This window comes from Chloroflexota bacterium, from assembly GCA_016887485.1.
Classification (GTDB): Bacteria; Chloroflexota; Anaerolineae; order Anaerolineales; family Anaerolineaceae; genus Brevifilum.
Genome location: CP069395.1, coordinates 64,210 through 81,272 on the forward strand (window position 1 = coordinate 64,210; position 17,063 = coordinate 81,272).

General features: G+C 52.1%; 8 protein-coding genes. 3 read left to right on the forward strand and 5 right to left on the reverse strand.

Going from position 1 to position 17,063, the window contains the following annotated elements; genetic code table 11:
- Window positions 1-16: 16 nt before the first annotated feature.
- Both JR338_12640 and JR338_12645 read right to left on the reverse strand, forming a co-directional pair.
- The gene (locus JR338_12640; protein ID QRN84576.1) at window positions 17-409 is read right to left on the reverse strand and encodes a HEAT repeat domain-containing protein; all 393 of its coding nucleotides are present in this window, start codon (window positions 407-409) and stop codon (window positions 17-19) included.
- Between the two features lie 214 nt (window positions 410-623).
- The gene (locus JR338_12645) at window positions 624-2,819 is read right to left on the reverse strand and encodes an ATP-dependent RecD-like DNA helicase (GenBank protein QRN84577.1); all 2,196 of its coding nucleotides are present in this window, start codon (window positions 2,817-2,819) and stop codon (window positions 624-626) included.
- Between the two features lie 110 nt (window positions 2,820-2,929).
- Between JR338_12645 and JR338_12650 the strand changes: the two genes are divergently transcribed.
- Both JR338_12650 and JR338_12655 read left to right on the forward strand, forming a co-directional pair.
- Window positions 2,930-4,051 (forward strand): acyl-protein synthetase, encoded by a 1,122-nt coding sequence (locus JR338_12650; GenBank protein ID QRN84578.1) that lies wholly within the window; start codon window positions 2,930-2,932, stop codon window positions 4,049-4,051.
- Window positions 4,048-5,331, forward strand: a complete 1,284-nt coding sequence (locus JR338_12655; protein ID QRN84579.1) for an acyl-CoA reductase — start codon at window positions 4,048-4,050, stop codon at window positions 5,329-5,331. The genes JR338_12650 and JR338_12655 overlap by 4 nt, the downstream gene beginning before the upstream one ends.
- A gap of 78 nt (window positions 5,332-5,409) precedes the next feature.
- On the opposite strand, the gene JR338_12660 is transcribed toward JR338_12655, so the two are convergent.
- A complete protein-coding gene (locus JR338_12660) occupies window positions 5,410-6,222 on the reverse strand; it encodes a hypothetical protein (protein ID QRN84580.1) in 813 nt (270 codons plus the stop codon).
- Window positions 6,223-6,332: 110 nt separating this feature from the next.
- On the opposite strand from JR338_12660, the gene JR338_12665 reads away from it, so the two are divergent.
- Window positions 6,333-8,297, forward strand: coding sequence for a glycoside hydrolase family 127 protein (locus JR338_12665; GenBank protein ID QRN84581.1), 1,965 nt, complete (start codon window positions 6,333-6,335; stop codon window positions 8,295-8,297).
- Window positions 8,298-8,372: 75 nt separating this feature from the next.
- Here the strand turns inward: JR338_12665 and heR are convergent, their stop codons facing one another.
- Window positions 8,373-9,137, reverse strand: coding sequence for a heliorhodopsin HeR (heR, locus tag JR338_12670; GenBank protein ID QRN84594.1), 765 nt, complete (start codon window positions 9,135-9,137; stop codon window positions 8,373-8,375).
- Window positions 9,138-9,341: 204 nt separating this feature from the next.
- The gene (locus tag JR338_12675) at window positions 9,342-17,051 is read right to left on the reverse strand and encodes a DUF11 domain-containing protein (GenBank protein ID QRN84582.1); all 7,710 of its coding nucleotides are present in this window, start codon (window positions 17,049-17,051) and stop codon (window positions 9,342-9,344) included.
- Window positions 17,052-17,063 lie beyond the last annotated feature (12 nt).

The following is a 17,063-nucleotide window of genomic DNA, read 5'->3' on the forward strand; positions in this document are numbered from 1 at the left end:
CGATTGAGGTTATTACCTAGCCATAATCCTTCAGTAAATTCTCAATTTTGCCTTCTGCCTCTTTATTCTTTTTGATCTCATCCATGTTCTTCAGGAAATAAAGGCATTGAAGCTTTTCCCTATCCGAGAAAGGTGCAATTAGTGACTCTAAGGGAAGGCCAAAACCCATTAGTTGCAAAACCGCAGAATTTCTTACAGTGCTATCACGGTCACTCAATACCTTTTGGAGTGGTTTAATCGCCCGTTCATCACCTATCTCCCCCAAATCTGCAACCGCCATCAAGCGAATGGCCATATCCTGATGTGACAACATCTTAATCAGCCCTTTGACATCCTTATTCTTTTTCAGTTTCATCATGGTAGCTTTGATATCTTTTGGATCTTCTTTTGAGCCGAATAACTTTTTCATCACACATCTCCTTAGGGTCAAAGGGGTCACATGATTCAAATGTCATAAAACTGAGAACTAATTCACTATAGCATAATTAATTTTCAAATCCGATACCTATTATGAGTATAACATTAGATGGATAATCTAATAATACAAAATTCTGAAATAAACGCGCGGTATTTGGAGAAAGGGTTGGGGAATGTGTTTGTGGGTTGTAACTCTGTACTATTCTTCAGATTCCGGCCTGCTTAAGTCGAAATCTTAGCCCGGAATAACGTTCTGAAACTTTGTTCTGCCGAATAGCTATACCAATCGCTTTCGTGTTACCCACCAAGACGCACCTTTGTGCAGCCCGGGTCACCCCCGTATAGAGTAAATTGCGCTGGAGCATCACATAATGCTGGGTCAGCACCGGCATCACGACCGCGGGGAATTCGGAGCCCTGGGCCTTATGCACAGAGACGGCATAAGCCAACACCAGCTCATCCGCTTCCGTGAAATCATATACCACCTCGCGCATCTCGTCCATCCGCACAGTCAGGGTATGATCAATCCGGTTGATGCTCGTCAACAGGCCAATGTCCCCGTTATACACATCCTTATCATAATTATTTCGGATCTGCATTACCTTATCCCCTACACGGAAGGTCCCACCGGCCAGCTTCTGCTCGATCTTGTCCTTTGCGGGCGGGTTGAGTGTGGCCTGCAACTTTTGATTGAGCGCGTCTACCCCAGCCGCACCCCGATACATCGGTGATAACACCTGTACATCCGTCATCGCGTTCAGATCAAAGGTGGTTGGAACCCGATGTGCGACCAGGTCCACCACCCATTCCGCTGCCTTATCCGCCGAATCCGCCGGGAAGAGGAAGAAATCGCCCAGCTCAGAGCCTGAGAATTCAGGCATCTGGCCCTGATTAATGCGATGGGCATTGGTGATGATGGCCGAATCCCCCGCCTGGCGATAGATCGTCCGCAGCCGTGAGACCGGTACTACCCCTGAACGAATAATATCCCGCAACACATCCCCCGCCCCCACGGAGGGCAGCTGGTCCACATCCCCAACCAGCAGCACCTGAGTGCCGGGCTTGAGCGCGCGCAGTAGTTGGTGCGTGAGCAACAGGTCCAGCATGGAAGCCTCATCGACCACCAGAAATTCAATTGCCAATGGATTTTTCTCGTAATGGCGGAAACCGCCTTCCGGGGAATAACCCAACAGCCGATGGATCGTGCTGGCAGGCCGGCCGGTCGTCTCGGTCAGCCGTTTGGCAGCCCGTCCCGTTGGTGAGGCCAGCGCATAACGCACCCCCCAACCTTCCAGCAATTCGATCAGAGCCCGCATGCAGGTGGTCTTGCCGGTGCCGGGACCGCCGGTGAGTACGCTGACCGGGCTTTGTAGGGTGTGCTCCAGCGCGGTGAGCTGCTCTTCTGAAAGCGTGTCGGATGCCAGGTTGAATTGCCCCTGGCGAGTAGGCACCGGCACAGCCAGCAGGGCTCTTAAGCGAGCCGCCACACCCTTCTCCGCTTTCAGGAAAGCCCGCAGGTAGATCGCATCCACCGTTTCAGCATCCGATTCACCCTCCTTCAGCACCACCGGTTCGCGCTGGATGCGCTCCTCATTGATCAGGCGTTCCACGCCGCCATAGAACAGCCCCGAATCCACCCCTAGCAGGTCAGTCGCCTTTTCCTGCAGCAGCGCTTCCGGCAGGAAAACATGCCCGTCGGATTGGCTTTGTTCCAACACATAGGCAATGCCGGCTTCAATCCGCGAGGGGTGATCCGCCGGCAGCCCCAAGTCACGGGCAATCCGGTCAGCCGTTTTGAAGCCAACGCCATAAATATCCTGCTCCAGCCGGTAGGGATTTTCTCGCAGCACGGCCAGCGCATCATTGCCATAGGTTTTGAATATTTTGACCGCAAGGTTGGTGGTGATTTTATGACTATGCAGGAAGATCATGATCGCGTTGACCTGTTTCTGCGCTTCCCAGGCTGTGATGATCTTTTCCATCCGGTCAGGGCCAATTCCGGGCACCTCCCGCAGCCGCCAGGAATCCTTTTCGATCACTTCTAGGGTTTCGGTCTTGAAATACTGCACAATCCGGTGGGCCATCTCCGGGCCAATCCCCTTGATCATCCCCGAACCAAGATAGCGCTCGATACCTTCGAGCGTGACAGGTTTCAATTTTTCCAAATGAGAGGCTTTGAATTGCAGGCCATGTTTGGGATGGCTGGTGAAGTCCCCTTCCAGCCTGAGCTGCTCTCCTGCAGCCACGTCCGGCAGGTTACCGACTACAGTAACCAGCCCATCCAACCGGATCCCCGGCAGGCTCTCGCCGGGCTCCAATACCGGCCGCAGACGCAGCACAGTGTAACCGTTCTCTGCGTTGGTGTAGGTAATGCGTTCAACAGTGCCGGCGAGTGTGGTCATAGGGAAAGTATAACGGAATTTCAGCCCAGCACTGGCACGATTATCGCACCTGCCATACAATAAAAGCAACATTTTTTCACCCACCCATCACACAGGAACAGTTCTCTGCCATGAATGATCGCTTGAAACTCTTCGGACAGCGAAACCCATATGACCTCAAAAAATCACGGGGGGCATTCCTGCGCCTGATGCGGGATAACATTCGTTTTCAGCGTGAGCACTGCTCCGCCTATAGCAAGATGCTGGATGAAGCTGGATTTCAGCCGGATGACATCGTCGCCGAAGAGGATCTCGCTCGACTCCCGGTCATCCCCACGCTCTACTTCAAGCGCAACCGGCTTTTCTCAATGCCCGAGGATAAACTGGTCATCAAGGCCACCTCTTCCGGGACCAAAGGCACCCAAAGCCAGGTCGGTTTTGACCGCAAGTCACTGTTCAGCGGCATCCTGATGATGATCCGCTTCTTCTCCTACCATCACATCCTCTCACTGAGGCCAACCAATTACATCATCCTGGGCTATGAACCCAGCGACCACACGCAGATGGGCGCAATCAAGACTGCCTATCACACCACGAAGTTCGCCCCTGCTCTCCATCGGGCTTATGCCCTGCGGGATACCGGTACGGGGTATGAGTTGAATATTGAAGGACTGCAGCAGGCCCTTCACCGCTATGTCAGACAGGGACTGCCGGTCCGCTTCGTGGGCTTTCCCTCCCATATGTACTTCCTGGCTAACCACCTCAAAGAGAGTAAGATCCAACTCAAGCTCAACCGCCACTCCAAGATCCTGTTGGGCGGCGGGTGGAAACAATTTTCGAATGAAGAAATTGACCGGGAAAGCTTTTATGCACTCATCCATGAGACCCTGGGGATAGAAAAGGACCATTGTTACGAGTTCTTCAGCGCGGTGGAACATCCCCTGCCCTATTGCAAGTGCATGAACGGGCATTTCCACGTGCCGATCTACAGCCGGGTGATCATTCGTGATGTGCAAACTTTACAGCCTGTCCCAAACGGCCAGCTTGGACTGTTGAGCTTCGTCTCTCCCCTGGTCCTGAGCATGCCCATTGCCAGCGTGGTAACGGATGACCTGGCGATCCTGCATGATGGTGAGCGCTGCGGCTGTGGGAACAAGACCCCCTATTTTGACCTGCATGGCCGGGCTGGCGTGAGCCAAATCCGCACCTGTACGACCGATGCCGCCTCACTCCTGGGAGGGAAAACGAAATGAACCTGATTTCTGGCCGAATCATATCGGATGAAGAAAGCAAGTCACAACTAAACAAGCTTCCTAAACTGATTCTTGAAACTCACCTGGGAGCCCCTCTCTCTATCCCCCGCGTGATTAAGGCTTGTGACACCCTCTCGCAAATGCTGAACCCGGAGGAACACCTGAGCTTGATGGTCAGCCTGGGGATGTCCGAAGAAAAGGCTAAGCGGGAACTATCCACTGTTAAATTGATGCTCTCACGAGGGTATCTTGAGAACCGGTTGAAGGCTGAATTTGGGTCACCTTATGACACCCCCTTCACGCCCTACGGTCACGACCGAACCGTTCGGCAAGCCTGGCATCCCTTGGGCACGCTCTTCCACATCGCCGCCGGCAACATGGACGCCCTGCCGGTGTTCAGTGTTCTGGAAGGGCTGTTGACCGGCAATGTCAATATCCTCAAGCTCCCGGGAAGCGATAATGGGCTCTCAATCCTGCTCCTGCAGCAACTCATCAGCGCCTATCCCGAGATCGCCAATTATGTCTTCGTATTCGACACGCCCTCAACCGACCTGGCGGCGATGGAAAGTATGGCCGCCTGTGCGGATGCCATCGTGGTCTGGGGCGGTGACGCAGCCGTCAGTGCCGTACGGCAGATGGCCAAACCGGACACCCGGATCATCGAATGGGGCCACAAGATCAGCTTTGCCTATATCTCCGGGTCAGATATCCCGGATACCGAGTTGGAGGGCATCGCTTTTAATATCTGCGACACCAACCAGCTTTTATGCAATGCCTGCCAGGGGATTTATATAGACTCGGACAATTACGAGGACGTTACTGCCTTCGCGGAGCACTTCCTGCAAATTCTGGATGCCAAGGCGGCGAGTATGCCCCAGCCGGAAGACCCTTTCCTGACGGCGCAGAAGGCGCTTGAACTCCATACGGAAGAGCTTGAAGCGCCTCGGTCAAAGAAGAAAGTGTTTCGAGGTGAGAATAGCAGCGTGATCGCTTATGAAGACCCGACCCTGCACCCATCCTATATGTTCCGCAACTGCTGGGTCAAGCCGCTGCCGAAAAGTAAACTGCTGGCAGAATTATTGAAGTACAAAAACCACCTGCAAACAGTCGCCCTGGTTTGCCCACCGGAACAAAAGGCTGCGTTGGAAGCCCTTTTGGCCCAAACGGGTATCGTCCGGATCACCACAGGCGATCGCATGTCCACAAGTTACTGCGGCATGCCCCACGATGGTGAATTCCCTCTGCGGCGGTATATGAAACTGGTCTCTTATGAGGATTGAATTACAGCAAGGGAGAGTTGTTTGGTAAATCCACCAACTAGAAATTTAAATATTTCGTATTTTTATTAATTTTAAGTCCTAATACTCCGGCCAGGGAATGATCACTGGCTCTGAGAAGCCATGTTTTTCAACCGTATAAAGCTTGCCTGAGGAGGGCATGCTGCAGGTGTTGTCGTCCGTGACGGTGTAACTGGTGGTGTATTGATCCGGGAAGCCAGCCGTCCACCAGAGATAAGCCCCATTCTGGCATACCCAGGCTTCAATCAGGTATCCGCGATCGTCGTCTTCGGTCATCCAGACCTTACTCCAGCTGATCGTCACCTGATCCCCCTTGCGCGAGGCCCGCACATATTTGGGCGGTCCATACATATTGGAACCTACCCGCTCCAGATGCAGGTCAACATAGAATAAGGGAGAGAGATCGCCAGTCACCTCCACCACTGAGGGTGAAACCCAACAGTGATAGCTCAGTTTATCGAATTTAACATACAGCCAATTGCTATATGGCCAGCGGCCATCCACAATCCCGCGATCGCCCTCATAGAGATCAGCGGCATGTAAATAGGCTTTGGATGGGCCATAACGGCAGTGCGCCGCGGCCACACTGACGACCACATCCGGGAAGTCATAGGTTGGGCTCGGGGTAATCGTTGGGGTACTGGTAATGGTAGGCGTCAGCGTGATGGTCGGCGTGAATGTGGCCGTCGGGCTGGGGGTGATGGTAGGCGTGCTTGTCGCCGTGACCGTGGGCGTGACGGTCCAGGCGGCCGCTGTCTCGGTTTGTTGCAGGGCAACCTGGGTTTGTTGGTGGTGTTCCCAGGGTGCACAACCTGACAAGAAGATTATGACCAGCAGGAGGCCCTGCCATCCGTGGAGCCGCGCTTTTCTCATGCCCTAAGTTTACTGGGGAGCAGTCCCAAAATGGTTTCGCATGTTACCCGCCATCTTCTGAGCAAGGCTTGCTATAATGGAGGGCAGACCAATTTCTTGGAGGGAACCCTATGGCTGAGACTTTCCATTTTTCCAACATATCCATCACCGGCGGATTTTGGGATCAAATCCTGAAATTAAATTCAGATACCGCCATCTTTCACCAGTGGGATGAGTTGAAAAAATCCGGATCGATCGAAAATTTTCGCATCGCTGCCGGACTAAGCGAACACTTCCGCACAGGGTTCTTCTTCTCCGATTCAGATGTCTACAAATGGCTGGATGCTGCCTGCCGGATCAGCGTCCACCGACCCTCCCCTGCCCTCGAGGGTCGCATTGATCAGTTTGCCTCATTGATTCGCCAGGCTCAGGAACCGGATGGCTACCTTTTTACTTATAATCAGATACTCTTCCCCGAGGAGCGGTGGATTGCCCTGCAGATTGAACATGAACTCTATTGCCATGGGCACCTGATCGAGGCCTGCCTCTCCCATGACACAGCTTTCCCCGAAGAATCGCTGCTCCCCGTTGCCACCAAAGCCGCGGACCTGATATGCGACGCTTTTCTGGATCAGCCTGCCCACCGTCAGCCTGGCCATCAGGAAATCGAACTGGCCCTCCTTAGCCTATACGAAAGAACAAACGAGGAACGCTACTTTGAGATGGCCAGCCAGTTCCTCGACCGGCGCGGTCGAGTCCACGGGCATGGCTGGCGGCTGCTGGATACCACAATCCGCTCGGGGAAGCGCGGAAAATCGGTGACAAAGCGGGAAAAAGCCCACCAAACCGCCCATCCTGAGCTGACACCTTTCAATCTTCCGCCAATGAATGAAGCCCCAGCCTCACTCGGGATCAACCTGCGTTTCATGGGCAGCGCACTCAGTGGAAAATACTTCCAGACCCATCAGCCCATTGCAGACCAAAAGGAAGCCGTGGGGCATTCGGTGCGTTTTGGTTACACCATGGCAGCAGAAACCCGCCGCCTGCGAATTGGCAATCACGAAAAAGCGGATTTTGCCCCCCAAGAAGCCCTCTGGCAGGAGATGGTCACCCGCCGGATGTACATCACCGGTGGATTGGGGTCACTGCCGGTGTTGGAAGGCTTTGGCAAGGATTTCGAACTGGACCCTAAACTGGCTTATGCCGAAACTTGTGCGACCCTGGCCAGTTTATTTTGGGATTGGGAACTGCTGACCGCCACCGGGAAAGCCTGTTATGCGGACCTGTTTGAATGGCAGCTTTATAATGCCGCTCTGGTTGGCGTCGGGCAAAACGGGCAATGCTACCTGTATAACAACCCCCTGGCCGCGGATGGCAGCCTGACGCGCGAACCCTGGTTCCGAATTCCCTGCTGTCCCTCGAATATCTCCAGGGTCTTGGCTGCCCTTGGCGGATATCTCTATTCTTTTGATGAAACCACCTTAACAATTCACCAATACATCACCAGCCGGATGGAGAGCAACACCCCCTCACCTTTGCAAATTCATGTGGAAAGCAGGCTGCCCTTTGAGCCATCGGTCACACTGTCCATCCTCGCGAGCCAAGCGAATACCGCCCTCCGATTACGCCTTCCCGGGTGGGCGGAGGGTGTCGATATTCGACATAATCGCACCCCGGTTGATGTACCTAGGACGCCCAGCGAGCCCGTCAACACTGCCGGTGGCTACTCACCTTTCGATGGTCGTTATGTCACCCTGCCCGGTCCATTCAAAGTCGGTGACCAGATCTCCCTCCAATTTCACCAGTCCGTTGTGGCCCACCAGGTGGACCCACGGGTGGGTTTGGGAACACAGAACACCGCCCTGAGCCTGGGGCCTGTGGTTTACTGCGCTGAGGATTTAGATAATTGTGAGCTTGACCTGGATCAGATCACTCTGGATATTCATTCTTTCTATCCCCAACCAACTTCCGGAGTTCCCGGCATCCCCTCGCTGGTGGGAAAAGACCTCGAAGGCAATACCATCCGCCTGATCCCCTATTTTGCCTGGGCCAACCGAGGGTCATCGAAAATGCGGGTGTTCTTCCATGCGAAATAGGTTTTGAGAGTAATTAAACAGAAAATCCCCGGACACAACTAAACCGGGGATTATTTTGATTAATCAAAACCGTTTTTAGACCGGTGCCAGGGTGCCGGTGAAGATCATCCAGGCTAAAGTGGTCTTGGCGGCCAGGCTGAGGATAATATAGACCTTTTCGCCAAAGAGGTAATCCTTCCACGGGCCCACCTTCTTATATTGCAGCACCATATTGACTGCAAAAATGTTGAAGAACACGAAGATGGTTGGAATGATGGCATAGACGAAGGCCGGGGGCTTGGCTCCAGCAGAATTGACCGCACTCAAGAAGTAGATCAAGATCACCACCCAGGGGACGATGCCGGCCAAGCTGCCAAAGATGAACGAAGTCCAGTTGGTCTTTTTGGTATATTGGTTGTGGAATTCCATCATGATACCAAACAAGTTCATGGTGGCATTCACAGCAAAGATCAAGATCACCGCGCCCAGGTCCCAAATGCCAACCAGTAAGCCTATGAGCACGATCATCAGGGATGAACTCAACGCATATTCATAGAAGCGTACGGGATTCATACCCATCTTCAGGTTGCGGACATACCACTGATAGCCAAAGGTCGCCAAAGAGAAGTGCGCCACTGCTGAGAGCAGCAGGAATAAGGCCACTGCCGGCCCAAAAGGCACCTCGTAGAACAACTGCGGATCGGGGTTCAAGGAAAAGGTGCTGGTATTGAAGGTGAGAAAGTTGGAATAGATCGGATAGGTCGTGTCATTGCTGATCAGGAACATGAAAACGCCCTGCACCAGGTGCAAAAAGCCCATAATCAAGTTGAAACGACGTAAACCTTTCAGTTTTTTATCCATTTTTTCATTGGTTTGTTCTGACATAATAAATTCTCCATTTGATTTTTAATTTCTTTTCTATATCATACCGAATTCCGTACCATTATTAAAATTTTTGTATAACCTTTAAGGCTGAACTGCCCTTTCTTTGATACTGTTGAATATTGAAATAAAAAATCCCGAACTTTACAAGTTCGGGATTTTATTAAGAGATTTATTTAGTAACTACTGCGGGCCAACCGAGACCAGCACCGCTCGCACCAGCAGGCGGTTGATGTACTCACCCTTGGCCGGGCTGAAGTCCGTACAGGTCATCAGAGTCACCCAATCCAGACGCTGCTCCTTGAAGGCGGCAGCCAGGTTCGACTGACTGACCACAAGACTCTCTCGCACTTCGTAGACATAGGTTTGACCGTAGGCCTGGATTACAATTTGATCACCGTAGGAAAGGTCTCCCAGATCAGCAAAAAGACCCGGTTCATTATAGGCGGTGGTGTTATGGGCGGTCAGGACGGTATTACCGGACCAGGTTGGATAGGCGGAACCTTCCAGATAACCTACCTGATTGCCCAACCAGGTCACATCCCAGGCGCCATCACGGAATGGGACAGTCGTCACATAGGTGCTGACGCCCAATTTTGAAATTTGAATGGCCATACCGGTCGTGCTGTAGGCTAATGAGTCTGGCTGGCTGGGCATGATGGTCAAATAACCGGGTGCAAAACCAGTCTGAGGCAGTTCCTCAGCAGTCCAAGTCCTAGAAACTGTCACAGTTTCTTCCTCAACAGCAGTTATGCCCCCGTCACCATCCAGGTCAACACCGAGGACAGCGTTATTTCGGACAGAACCAGCATTTGCACTAACCCTGACGGCATAATCAATAACCATTTCATTGATAGCTTGTTCAGCATTTGAAGCGCCCAGGTCTGGCCCCAAAGTTCCTTCCCAAATAATCCGGCCGCGTGGATATTCCAAAGTCGGTCCTTCATAATAACAATAGGTTGTGGTGGTCAGAACGGACAAGGGATCAGCCGTACAAGAGACGCCACTGGCCGTACTGCCCTCCGGCAGATCACCTGTCGGTAAATCATAGCCACTTGAAACGCCGTCATTGAGGAAAGTTGAGCCGGAGGGAATCGGGTCACTCATCCGGGTTTGAATCGGGACGATGTTTGAATCGTTGATCCAAACAATGGACCATCCCAGCTTGGGCTGACCGGCATTATTATAGGTCTTGATACCCTTAGGCGGGTTAAAGAGGTTTCCATCAAATTCTAATGGCGTTGGGACATCATTGTTCGTTGGATCATAATCTGCATCCGGATCAGGATCGACCCCATTTTGTGAATCGTCGGTGACTGAAGTGCCTCTTTGGGTTTCACCGGTTCCAACAGCAGAATTCAGGAACGGGCCTGCATTCACAGGCACCAACTCAACCGTTACTGTCAGGGTGCCGCTTTCGCCGACATCGAGGCCGTTTAGGCCGCTGGCTAATAGGTTTGTATCGCCACCAGGACCGGAAATGCCGTTATAGAGCGGATTTACATCAAAGTCCGTGCTGCTGACATCAATAACAGAGAACACGTGCGGGAGGGGGAAGACCGCAGAGAGATTATCCGTAATCTGAAGATTTGTCAGAGCAACGTTCCCCATATTGGCGATTTCGATCTCATAGGTGAATTGCCAGATGCCGGTACTAATCAGAACCGGTGAACTGCTCACAGTCTTGGCAACACCCAGCAAGCCACCTTCGGGAATATCCTGTGTGTCTTCATCGGAATCGGTCAACGGGTTTTCATCAGGATCTTCCGCCATCACATCAGCATAATTGGTAAATGTACCCGCATTGATATCATCCTGGGTCACGGCATAAACACCCGTACAGCTGGTACTATCCACCTCACCTACTTCCAGAGTGCCGATGGTGCAACCCGTCAGGACTACATCGGGATCGGCATCCGTCACCTCGACATTGACCAAGGTCACATTACCGGTGTTTTCAACAGTGAATTGATAGCTGATCTGATCACCGGCATTCACCATGCCCGCAGGAAGAACAACATCGTCCACAATCGTACCCGTCTTCTCGAGGGAGATCATGGGATCAGACGATAGTTCAATTTCCTCGGTATCCGAATCGGTAACTTCCTCATCATCCGTGGTCAGCGCTTTGGCATGCGCAGTATTGGCATAAGTGCCGGAATCGATATCAGCCTGGGTCAGCGTGTAGGTCCCGGTGATTGTTGAATTTGCCTGCCCGGGAGCCAGATTGATGGTGACCGGGCTATTTGCCAGCGTGACACCGAGGTCCTCAACAGTGAGTTCGTGCAGGGTCACATTCCCGGTATTGGTAATCGTAAAGATATAGGTAATCGTGTCACCCACATTGACCTGACCACTCGGAGCAACCACATCATCGTGCAGCGTGCCAGTCTTGGTCAGGGCTAGTGATGGGTCGGGGGTTATTGAAACAGTCGTGTCGTCCGTATCGGTCACGGTGCCATTGGTTGGCGTCGTGCCGGATACATTAGCGGTGTTATAGACTGAACCGCTGTCGATCATGGCCTGGGTCAAAGGTAGTGACCCTGTAATGGTTGTGCTGTCCGATTCGCCCGGTTCCAGCGAAGCGATGGGATTACCTGCAACCGTCACCAAGGCATCGGTTACGGAGATGTTGGTCAGGGTCACATTACCTGTGTTAGTAACGGTAAAGGTGTATTCAATGGAATCGCCGACATTAGCCTGATCGGTTGGTGCGATGGTATCCATCTTGACCGAACCTGACTTAACCAGGGCAATATCCGGCTCGCGGGTAATGGTTTGGGTATCCGTATCGAAATCTGTCACCTCTGTCGTATCCGGTGCTGTCCCGGTCACGGTTGCTTCATTGGTGAACGATCCTGCATCAATATCCGCCTGGAGAAGAGTATAACTGCCTGTAAAGGTCAGTGTATCACTCTCGCCTGGGCCTAGGTCGATCGGCCCGCCCAGAATGGTGGCATCATCATCAGTGATCATTACGCCTGTGAGGGTCACATTGCCGGTATTTTCGACGGTGAATTCATAGGTGATCTTATCACCCGCATCCGTTCTATCGGTCGGTGATACCTCGTCTTCAACGAGGGTACCCGTCTTGGTCAGTGAAATGGATGGCACAGCGGTAAAGGATTTCGAATCCGTATCGCTGTCTGAAATCGTGGCATTATTCGGGTCTTTGGCGGAAACGGTCGCATTATTCTCAAAGGTCCCGGCATCAACATCTGCCTGAGAAAGGGAATACAACCCGGTAATAGTTGTGCTGTCGGTGGCACCGGGGGCCAGGGTAGCTATGGATCCACCAATGATCTGCACGCCAGCGACTTCGTCAGTAATCACCAGGTCATGCAGAGTGACATTACCTGTATTCGTAATGGTGAAAATATAGGAGATCGTATCACCTGCATCCACCCGATCATTCGGTGCAATCGTATCCTGATGCAAGGCGCCCACCTTGGTCAGTTCGACCAAGGGGATTTGAACCATCTGAACCACGGCGGTGCCGGTTTCAGGGGGTGTTTGGTCATTGGAGACAATAGCGGTATTGGTGTAATCCCCATTGTCAATATCCGCCTGAGTCACACTATGATAGGCTTCGCAATAGAGGATATCGCCCACCGCCAATTCGGCCGGCAAGGGAATAATTGTCGGATCTTCATTGAGCGTGCATGGCCCAAGGGGCAACTCTGTACCGGTGTCATCGACCGTGACGTTCGTCAAAGTGATATTTCCGGTGTTTTGAGTCACAATATCAAATGTCACCGTATCGCCCACAGCATAAACGCCCGTGGAGGTCTCAAATTTATAGACCGCTATTGAAGGATATTGCGCCAACTGAAGGCTGACATCATCCGAGACAGGTTCCACCTCATCCGCATCCGCAGAAGCAACATTGGTGAAAGTGCCCAGATCAAGGTCATCCTGGGTGACCACATAAGAAGCCGCACAGGTCATCATTTCGCCCGCAGCCAGGGTGGAACCCTGGACAGGAGTGCAGCTATCAATGACCACACCGGCGGTCTCTTCAGTCACCAGAACGTTGTTTAAATTGACTGTGCCGATATTGTTGACTTTAATACTGAATGTAATCGTGTCATCAACCTCGAAAGGTCCAACCGAGGTCAGGATCTTCTTAATGCTGATCGCCGGGCCGCCACTCAGCGGGACAGTCTCTTCATCGGACACCGGATCGGTACGATCCGAATCGGCATTCGCAGTATTGATATATTCACCGGCTGCGATATCTGCCGCTGTCACAGTGTGAGTTGCAGAACAAATCATCACATCGCCAGGATTGAGGGTGGAGCCCAAAACCGGATTACAGGCCCCGAGTACCGCGCCTTCGCCTGCATCTGTCACCTGAACATCGTTCAGTTTCATATCGCCCGTGTTGGTGACTTCCAATTCATAGGTAATAACATCGTCCTCATTGTAAGGACCAGTGCTAGTTACCGATTTCACGATCTGCATATCAGGGGTACCGTAAACTTCGAGGGTATCCTCAGCAGGATCAGGATTGGTCACATTCGCATCACTGGAGGTGATTGAACCTTCAGGAATCACATTGCGATAGGTTGCCCTGTCATCCGCTTTGACCGCAACGGTCATTGTACAATCCTCAGGCTGCGGGTCATCGGGGTCAAGGACGCCGGAGAGGTATCCACCGCTGAGGGTCACCTGCGATTCGCCGACATTCGCCGTGAAGGTCCCACCGCAGGTATTGGTCGGGGGATCCAATGGCGCATCAACGATCACAACCCCAGTCGGGAAGGTATCCACCAATCCCAGATCATGCACAGCGGCATTACTGGTATTGGTAAGTTCAATCGTCAGAACCGAGTATTCATCTGATTCAGCCAGGATACGATTCGGTGTGAAGTATTTGCGCACACTGACACCTGGCAGGTTGGTCAATGTGGAACTGGCTGCGTCTTCATTGGAAACACCAATAAATGAAGAGACCGCACCAGCGGGAATTGTATTAATCAAGTTGCCGTTTACCCGGATAGTCGCATTCAAGGAAATCGTGCAGCGCCGCCCGGCAGCCAGGTAGCCGCCGCTGTAGTAGAAGCTTTGGCGATCTGGCGCAATAACAACCTCACCGCCACAAGTACTGGTATCAATATTGGTCGGCATGGTGATTTTCATCCCTGCGGGCATGACATCCGTGAAGCTGATTTCCGGGATCGGTACGTCATTGGGATTGATTAACAAAACGGTCAACCGTGAAGATGATCCACCGGAAACGGAAGAGGGGTCAAATTTCTTGACCATCTCAATACTCATATCCTGAATATATAAGCGATCAGTGGCTGAGTAGCGTGGATAGGAGGGAGAAGCAGCACCGGAAACCGTTCCATAGGAATCGGTCGTACTGATGGTATTATCGCTGGTATTTGCATTACTATTGGCTTTGATCGTCACAGTAATCGTACAGGAGCCATCGACGCTACCCACCCGACCCGGAATAGAACCTCCATTGAGAACAATTGTGGAAGATCCAGGATCGGCGGTAAGCGCACCGCCACAGGTCGTGCTGGCGTTCGGTTCATCAGCAACTACGAATTCAGTGGTCCCCATCGTTGCTAGACGATCCTGCAGCCAGACCCCCGTCATTGGCCTCTCATCCTCATTGGTCAATGTGATGGTCAGAACACTTCTGCCACCCCAGGTAATGATATCGGGTGCAAAGGTTTTTGAAACCAGATAGTCAGAGAAACGCATGTTGTCACTGACCGAGCTTGGGAAAGTCTGATTCTGGTCGTTGGTCAGGTCGATCGGTGAAATGGCATTGGTATAGGTGCCGGGATCATTTGCCGTGACATATACATACACATAACAGGTCACACCGGCTGAAATCTCCCCATCAATCAGGGAGAAACTGCTGTCCCCCGCCACCCCGGTGACTGAAGCTTCAGCACCACAGTTTGTAAGTGAATAAGTCATCGGCGAAGAAATAACCATGCCGAAGGGTAGGTTATCCGTGAGAGTCACACCTGTGAGGTTCTTGTCCTCAGGCGCTTTAAGCTGAAGCCGTATCCGAATAGCTGTTCCGGTAGGCTGAGGCTGATTGCTGTCTTCAAATGTCTTGGAAAGGGTGGCTCCCAACCCTACTGGATAAACGTAAACGTCACGATAAGTGCTGCTATTGTTAGTGATCCCCGAGCCGATGATTGCCTGAGCGGGAATGGTATTCCGATATGTGCCGGCTGAACCGCCTGCCGTAGTTGTCACAAGGGCAGAAAATGTACAGGATGAGTTCGCACCGATGGTACCGTTTGTCAAAGTGATTGAAGAAGCGGTTACAGTGACCGTGCCGCCGCAGGTTGTGGTGACATCAGGGATCGCAGCTGGGGTAAGTGGAGAGGGTAAATCATCCGTTAGGTTAACGTTGGTAATTTCTGTGGCAGTGGGATTGGTCAACCGAATCGAAACCCGAGTCTGGCCGCCCAATTCAAAGCGCGTGGGCGAAAAATACTTATAGACATCTATGCTTTGCGGGTCCACAACAATATAGTCCGAAGCACTGTTGGTGTTGGATACACTCTGATCATTCGTCAGTGTGTTCGTCGGAATGGAATTCCACATCGTTCCGCCGGCGGAGTTGCCCGGGGCAGTTACTGAAGCCGTAATCGTACAGGTTCCAAGCGTGACTGTTGAGCCATTGTCAACCCCTGCCGGGATTGTCCCCGAGGAGAGCGTCAGGGTTTGATCATTGTTGGAGAGTGTCAAAGAAGCCGCTGTTTCGCCGGTTTCACAGGTTGTGGAGAGTGTACCCGGGACAAAGACCAGGTCATAGGTACTCATATCATCCACCAATCCAGCATTGGTCAGGGTTTGTGTATGTGGATTCGAAATTGTCAGAGTCACTAACGAAGAATCCTCACCCGCCAGAATCGAACTGGCAGCGAAGTATTTCGATATCTGCACCCCTCTAACAGTCAGATCATCCTGGGTAGAATTTGGATTGGTCACACCTTCATAAGTTGTCAGCTCATTCGCTGGAATGTTATTAATGTAGTAACCTGGTGTTGTCCCTTCAACATAATAGTAAGCATAGCAGGAACTATTGGCAGGGATCTCTGCATTTTGTACAGTGAAGCTGGTTCCTCCGACTTCACCAACCAAACTCACCTCGGAGCCGCAATTCGATGTATAGGGGCTCCCCGTACCGGCAACCACCAGGCCAGTTGGCAAGTTATCGGTAATGCTCACCTGATGGAGAGCATAATTGGTGTCACGGTTATAGATTCTGATGGTGACTCGGGATTCCTGCCCAAGCCAAACACTGGTATCCGCGAAATATTTATAAACATAGGGGTCGGTCAATGTGACCACATTCAGGGTTTCGTTCACGCCGCTGGTGTTGGCAAAATAGAGCGTCTCATCTTCAGGCGGAGTATATTGCGCAGTGAGATCGCCGGGGACTAATTCATTATCCAGATTACCGGTCGTAAAGGAAGTCACGTTGACGGAAACCTGACAGGAGCCATTAATAGAGCCAACCTTCGCGCCGACGGTGCCGCCAGTCAGTGAGAGGGTCGTTCCCCCAGCTACTGCTGTGACCGAACCGCCACAGGTGGAAGCCGCCTGGGGACTATCCGCAATGATGATCCCTTCTTGCACCTTATCCAAAACATCAGTGAAGGCGACGCTGCTCAAGGCATAATCATTGGGATTGTAGATATACACCGTCAGACGGGATGTACCACCCGGGGGAATGGAAACCGGCACAAATTTCTTATTAATTTCAGGGGGGATTTGAACGATTTGTTGGAGAGGAGCGCCTTCTCCATCCTCAGCCTGAACGGGCTGGATGGCAAAGATCAGTGAGAATAAGACAAGAATGATCGTGAAGCAGGCAAATTGAAACGACTTAGAAAATTTGGCAGAGTGCATCGGCGTCTTCTC

Bases quoted from the DNA above. Each gene is read 5' to 3' on its own strand.
- JR338_12660 (QRN84580.1), bottom strand. From the start codon at position 6,222: ATGAGAAAAGCGCGGCTCCACGGATGGCAGGGCCTCCTGCTGGTCATA.
- JR338_12645 (QRN84577.1), bottom strand. From the start codon at position 2,819: ATGACCACACTCGCCGGCACTGTTGAACGCATTACCTACACCAACGCA.
- JR338_12665 (QRN84581.1), top strand. From the start codon at position 6,333: ATGGCTGAGACTTTCCATTTTTCCAACATATCCATCACCGGCGGATTT.
- JR338_12655 (QRN84579.1), top strand. From the start codon at position 4,048: ATGAACCTGATTTCTGGCCGAATCATATCGGATGAAGAAAGCAAGTCA.
- heR (QRN84594.1), bottom strand. From the start codon at position 9,137: ATGGATAAAAAACTGAAAGGTTTACGTCGTTTCAACTTGATTATGGGC.
- JR338_12640 (QRN84576.1), bottom strand. From the start codon at position 409: ATGAAAAAGTTATTCGGCTCAAAAGAAGATCCAAAAGATATCAAAGCT.
- JR338_12650 (QRN84578.1), top strand. From the start codon at position 2,930: ATGAATGATCGCTTGAAACTCTTCGGACAGCGAAACCCATATGACCTC.
- JR338_12675 (QRN84582.1), bottom strand. From the start codon at position 17,051: ATGCACTCTGCCAAATTTTCTAAGTCGTTTCAATTTGCCTGCTTCACG.